The organism is Roseospira navarrensis, assembly GCF_009601025.1.
GTDB classification, from domain to species: domain Bacteria; phylum Pseudomonadota; class Alphaproteobacteria; order Rhodospirillales; family Rhodospirillaceae; genus Rhodospira; species Rhodospira navarrensis.
This window is the reverse complement of the sequence record NZ_WIVE01000117.1, coordinates 1-5,388: the sequence shown is the minus strand read 5'-3', so window position 1 is coordinate 5,388 and position 5,388 is coordinate 1. Positions and strand designations below refer to the sequence as shown.

Annotated in this window: 9 protein-coding genes; 8 read left to right on the top strand and 1 reads right to left on the bottom strand. The window is 65.8% G+C overall.

Annotated elements, in window-relative coordinates; genetic code table 11:
* The 3 genes from GHC57_RS18595 to GHC57_RS20600 all read left to right on the top strand — a co-directional run.
* Positions 1-373, top strand: a 373-nt coding sequence (locus tag GHC57_RS18595; RefSeq protein ID WP_153347077.1) for an iron chelate uptake ABC transporter family permease subunit, incomplete at its 5' end; no start/stop codon positions are given.
* Positions 374-484: 111 nt separating this feature from the next.
* Positions 485-1,345, top strand: a complete 861-nt coding sequence (locus GHC57_RS18590; protein ID WP_153347075.1) for a homocysteine S-methyltransferase family protein — start codon at positions 485-487, stop codon at positions 1,343-1,345.
* A 305-nt stretch (positions 1,346-1,650) separates the two neighbouring features.
* Complete coding sequence (locus GHC57_RS20600) at positions 1,651-2,073, top strand: antitoxin PaaA2 family protein (RefSeq protein WP_425500699.1); 423 nt, start codon at positions 1,651-1,653, stop codon at positions 2,071-2,073.
* 28 nt (positions 2,074-2,101) lie between these two features.
* Here GHC57_RS20600 and GHC57_RS18585 read toward each other — a convergent pair whose 3' ends face one another.
* The gene (locus tag GHC57_RS18585; RefSeq protein ID WP_211369250.1) at positions 2,102-2,245 is read right to left on the bottom strand and encodes a hypothetical protein; all 144 of its coding nucleotides are present in this window, start codon (positions 2,243-2,245) and stop codon (positions 2,102-2,104) included.
* A 428-nt stretch (positions 2,246-2,673) separates the two neighbouring features.
* Between GHC57_RS18585 and GHC57_RS18580 the strand changes: the two genes are divergently transcribed.
* The 5 genes from GHC57_RS18580 (at position 2,674) to GHC57_RS18565 (ending at position 5,346) form a co-directional block, all read left to right on the top strand.
* Positions 2,674-2,847 (top strand): CsbD family protein, encoded by a 174-nt coding sequence (locus GHC57_RS18580; RefSeq protein WP_153347073.1) that lies wholly within the window; start codon positions 2,674-2,676, stop codon positions 2,845-2,847.
* Between the two features lie 104 nt (positions 2,848-2,951).
* Positions 2,952-3,092 (top strand): hypothetical protein, encoded by a 141-nt coding sequence (locus GHC57_RS19410; RefSeq protein WP_170294972.1) that lies wholly within the window; start codon positions 2,952-2,954, stop codon positions 3,090-3,092.
* A gap of 228 nt (positions 3,093-3,320) precedes the next feature.
* Entirely contained in the window at positions 3,321-3,485 is a 165-nt protein-coding gene (locus GHC57_RS18575) for a DUF3309 family protein (protein WP_153347071.1), read from the top strand.
* A gap of 101 nt (positions 3,486-3,586) precedes the next feature.
* Complete coding sequence (locus GHC57_RS18570) at positions 3,587-3,919, top strand: BON domain-containing protein (RefSeq protein ID WP_343031213.1); 333 nt, start codon at positions 3,587-3,589, stop codon at positions 3,917-3,919.
* 344 nt (positions 3,920-4,263) lie between these two features.
* The gene (locus GHC57_RS18565) at positions 4,264-5,346 is read left to right on the top strand and encodes a hybrid sensor histidine kinase/response regulator (protein ID WP_153347069.1); all 1,083 of its coding nucleotides are present in this window, start codon (positions 4,264-4,266) and stop codon (positions 5,344-5,346) included.
* Positions 5,347-5,388: the final 42 nt, after the last annotated feature.

The following is a 5,388-nucleotide window of genomic DNA, read 5'->3' as shown; positions in this document are numbered from 1 at the left end:
CGCGTCTACATCAACATGGAAAACCGGGATGACTGAAGCGCCTCAGACCGAATTTCCATCCCTCAGGTTGCTCAATCGCCTCCGAGGGGGCGGCTGTGACGTTGATAGCGAAGAAGCTCGGGTGTTCGGCGAAGACGCTGCGCAAATGGGTTCGCAAGGCGGACCGCGCGGCGTCATCGGAGCACGCGCCTTCGTCGGGGCATTGAGTCGCGGCGTCATCCTGTTGTCCGCGTTGATCGGGGCCATCCTTCTGCTGACCAGCAACCTTGCGGCGCACGTTCTGCTCTCGCCCCAGGAGCATCCCGTCGGGATCGTGATCTCCCAGGCGGGCGCGATCTTGGTTGCTGTCCTGTTGATCCGCCGTGGAGGCTAGGCCGACCCTTTTCAATCCGTCGCGATCAGGCGCCGCTGGATCGTGGGAGGCGCCTGGACAGCGATGGCGCGGCCCACCACATGATGGCCGCGTTGGCGTGGGAGACCGCACATGATCACGATTCTCGATGGCGGGATGGGGCAGGAGCTGGTGGCCCGATCATCGACGGAACCGACCCCTCTCTGGGCCACGCAGGGGATGCTCGACCAGCCAGCGTTGGTGCGGGCCGTGCACGACGACTTTTTTGCCGCTGGGGCCATGGTGGCGACGACCAACACCTATGCCACCCACCACGACAGACTGATCCCGGTTGGGCTTGATGATCAGTTCGAGACCTTGCACCGAACGGCCTGCCAGGTCGCCTGCGCGGCCCGCGATGCGGCAGGCGGCGGCGGGCGGGTTGCCGGGGCCCTCGGACCGCTGTTCGGATCCTACAGGAACGACCCGATGCCCGTCGATGCGGTCGGTCGCTTCGATGAGATCTGTCGCCTTCAGGCGCCTTTCGTCGACCTGTTCCTGATCGAAACCGCATCCTCCATCGCGCAGGCGCGCACGGCGGTGGCGGGGGCGACGGGCCATGGCAAGCCGATTTGGTTGAGTGTCTCGGTCGACGATGGTGACGGCACGCTGCTGCGCTCTGGTGAGCCCCTGGAAAAGGTCCTGAACTGGACCGACGGGGTCGATGCGCTGTTGGTGAACTGCGCCACGCCGGAAGCCGTCACCGTGGCCCTGGATGTCATCAAGGGCATGGACAAGGCGGTTGGCGCCTACGCCAACGGGTTCACCGAGATCGCCCCGAGCTTTGTCGCTGTGGACGCCACGGTCCGGTCGCTTTCGGTGCGCCATGACCTGACCCCGGCCGCCTATGCCGACTTTGCCGAGGCGTGGGCCAACAAGGGCGCCACGATCATCGGCGGCTGCTGTGAGGTCGGCCCTGCGCATATTGCGGAGCTGGTGCGCCGCTTGACCTGATCCTGGCATCGCAGATCCGGCAATGACCGTCCGGTTTCGGGGGCGAGGCCGCGCTCTGGGTAGGTCCGCCATGGGCGCAAAGCTGTCGTTGCCAAAATGTACCCGTTTTTGGATTGTCGGCGCAGCAGTTTTCCCACAAACATGGTGGCGCCCGCGCGGCGTAAACGCCCCGCGCCGGGCTCTCGTGAACCGAGCCGCCTTGCGGCGTCTCGTCCTTCGGCTTCGGTCCCTGGCGCAAGGAAGACAAAGGAAACTTGGGCGCGGCATCGGCGGAGAGAACCGTTCGCATCCCCCGACATCGGCGCGTGGCAGCGCGTCGTGAACGCCGGAGACAGCAACCGCTGGGTCCAGAGTCGGCCGTTGATTGCCCTGTCTTTGGGGCCGGCTTGACCCGCGACGGCCGGAGCGGGTCGGCCGTTCAGGGCGCGCGGATCGGTCCCAAGGCGGCGCGCTGGACAGCGAACCCGGCGTCTCCCGTGATCCGGGTTGCAGCGTCATGCGGCCCACAAGTTCATTTTCGGTGCCATTGCCAACCCGGAACGACTAGCCTGGCGACGGTGCACGCGGTCTGCGCCCGCCCGCGCGACAGAGCCGCGCGGGCTAGTCACAAACAAGGCGCCTTCGGCGCCGGCGAGGTCGCCGCGTCCATCGACGATCCCCGGCCGAGCATCCCGCATGACTTGGTCATGGCGGACCGGGAAGCGGACCTCGCTGCCTTGCCCGATTAATCGCGACCACAGCGGCGGGCCTTCAATCTCATGATGCTGGCGGCAGGTCGTATCGCCGCACCCGAATCTCCGCATCGTCTGCGTCCTCGCGGACAACCTCCAGCACCTGATTGACCAGATCGGGATGGGCGCCGAGGTCATCCAGGGCGACCTCGAACAGCTCAAGCTGCATGTCCAGATCCATCCCGACCGGGCCGGTCAGGCAGATCAGCCCGGCGCGCCAGCTTGGTCACTTCCTCGCTCAGGCATTCGTCCACCAGCAGCTTCATGCCCGCCGGCACCTCGGCACCGTGCGATCAACCGTCGGGTGGGCATCCGGCGGCACGAGCGAGAGCCGGCGCGGCCGTCCCCGAGCGGGGTGGGCTTCGGCATACAGCACGGCGAGATCCAGGGTGTCGCCGTCCAGGTCGAGGCAGCGGAGCAGGCGCGCGCCTTCACTGTCCACTCCGACCAGACGGTCGAGGTCTAGCCGGACGGCGCGGTCACTTTGCTACCACAGGCTAATCTGTGTCAGTGCGGACACGGCGGGAACCTGTTCATCTGAGACTGCCCGCCAGACACGTCACCGGCGGATGGCCGCAGAGCAGACAGGAGAACGCCATGAACAAAGACCGGGTGATCGGGGCCGCGAAAGTCCTCAAAGGCAAGGTGAAGGCGGCCGTCGGCAAGGGAGTCGGCGACAAGAAGCTCGAATCGGACGGTGAGGCCGACAAGGTCGAGGGCAAGGTCCAGAATGCCGTCGGCGGGGTCAAGGACACCATCCGCAACGCTTGACGGCTCTGGCCGCCACGGCGGGGCACGACCGGCGTGGCGTCGGCGCTGGCCCTTCGCGGTCCCGCGCTGTCCGTAGAGGTCAGAGATTAGCGAGGCACGGGCTCATGAGTCGGACTTTTCTTCTGATCGTTATCGTGGCGCTGGCCGTGGTCGCCGCCGTGACCGGCTACTTCTACTATCAGGAACGCCAGAGTGGCGTCGATATCAAGATCGACGGCGGCGGCGTAACCATCGACGGCAATTGACCGATCAGGACCGGCCGCCGAGGCCCGGCGATGCCGTCCCAGCCCGACACGACGCGACACGGCCAACATACAGTGCCAAAGGCTTATTCACTTGGCTCCGGTAGAAACGCGATCTGGTACGACGGGACACCTGTCCAGCACACCATGTTGGGTTTACCGGAGCCAAGTGAATAAGCCGGCAGTGCCATTCGGAACCCCGGTGGCACCCTGACGTCCAGGAGAACCGCGATGTCGCTCAGCCTGATCCTCATCATCCTTCTTGTCGTTTTTCTGCTTGGCGGATTCAGCGGACGCTTCGGGGGGTATGGCTATGGCTTCGGTCATGTCGGGGTCGGTGTCCTCGGCACGGTTCTGATCGTCTTGATCGTTCTGGTGGTGCTTGGCCGCATCTGACCGCTCATGCCGTGCAGGGAGGGGGCGCGTTTCGATTCGATTGTTCAGGTCGCCGAATCATCCCCCCGCGCCCCGCGCGGCACTGCCGGAGGTATCCCGTCGTGACGAGCCCCCGCTTCATCCATCGCGCTCTTCTGCCCGCCCTGCTCGTGCTGGCCGGGCTGACCGTCGGGTCGATGGCCGCCTGCACCTCGACCCCGACCAGCGAAAGCACGGGGGAGTACCTGGATGACACGGTTATCAGCAGCAAAGTCCGCGCCGCCATTCTCGGCGACCAGGGCCTGACGATCTTCAAGATCGATGTCGAAACCTACAAAGGCGTCGTGCAGCTGAGCGGATTCGTGGACTCCGCCGCGTCCAGGCAGCGCGCCGGCGCCGTCGCCGCCGACGTGACCGGGGTCAGGCAGGTGCGCAACGATCTGGTCATCAAATAGCGGTGAGGGGGTCTGGGCGCCTTGACCGAAAAGCGCTCCGCCGCACGCGTGCGGTCATGGCCCGTTCATGGGTGGAGGACGGCAAGACGAGGGCGGGTCGGTATGTCCTGCCCGTGACTGTGCCCCCCCCGACACGCGGCACGCTCTTCCCCCTGATCTGCGGTGGGCATGGGTGTGGCCCTGCGAACAGCCTTTCGAGAGATCCCTGCGACCATCCGATCAAGGACATTTGGCGATCAGATCCGAGTGAAGGACGCCGGTTGCCTGAATCCGGGCGCCGGCGCCGTGTGGCCCGGTGACCCGCAAAGGCCCGGTCCCCAACTCTTCCAGGTGGAGACCTCGCGATGGATTCAGGCAAACACAACACGGTCAGCCACACAGCCATGCTCTCTCGGGCGGCCGCAAACGCAACGCCCGTCGCGCCCCGTCATCCGGCCGGCGACACGCGTCCGCCAGTTGATGATCCCGACCTCATCAGGAAGGCCAACCCTGACCGGGTGGAGAGCATCCGGTTTCCGCTCAACGCGGTGCTCGACCCCTTGAGGGCAGACTTCACCTCTCAGGCCGACGCTGCGGGCCTTGTCCTGCGCGTGGCATCGTGCGCCCTGTCCATAGACGGCGATCCGCGCCATCTTGCCCGGATCATGCGGATCATTCTTCTGAATGTGCTGCGACACTCCCGGCACGGCATGATTCTGATCGGATGCCATCGCCACGGCGGACAGCTAAGTATCGAGATCCGGGAGGCCGGGATCGGCGTTCCGAGACGCCCGCTTCAGGACATCATCGGTGGCCACGTCCTGGGGGACACTCCCGCGCGCGACCATGGCCGTGGTCCTGTCATCAGCCTTGCCGTCGCAAAGCGGCTGGGCGATCTGATCGGCTGTCAGGTCGTGATGCGGGGCCATCCGGGTGTGGGGTCGGTGTTCGTCATCAAGGTCGGGCGCTTCTGGGAGGAGGTCCCGGGCTCGCCTGCCGGCGAACGCGCCCGGCTTTGGGACGGCATGCGCGGGCCACCGCCGCGCGCCGCGCCAGAGGCAAAGGCGTGCGCCAGCCCGAATGCCTCGCATGTCATCCTTGTGGTCGATCCCGACCCGGACACCTGCGAGGGACTGCGCGGCTTGGTCGATCAATGGGGCTGGCAGGTTGAGGGCTTTCCGTCCGGCGACGCATTCCTGAGCGCGGATCCGGCCAAACAGCCGGGCTGGCGGGACGCCTGCGTTCTGATCGACGCCGATCTGGGGGGCGGCCTGAGCGGACTCGATCTTCTGCGGTGGCTCAGCCATTCCGAGCGTCGTCTTCCGGCGATCATGATGGGCAAGGGCAGCGACATCTCTGTCGCCGTTGCGGCCATGAAGGCGGGCGCGATGGACTTTCTTCAAGGCTCAAATAGCGTTCGCTATGCATTCCCGGATTTGGTATCATGAAGGATACCGAACGCGGGAGGCGGGCATGGATCGGGACACGTT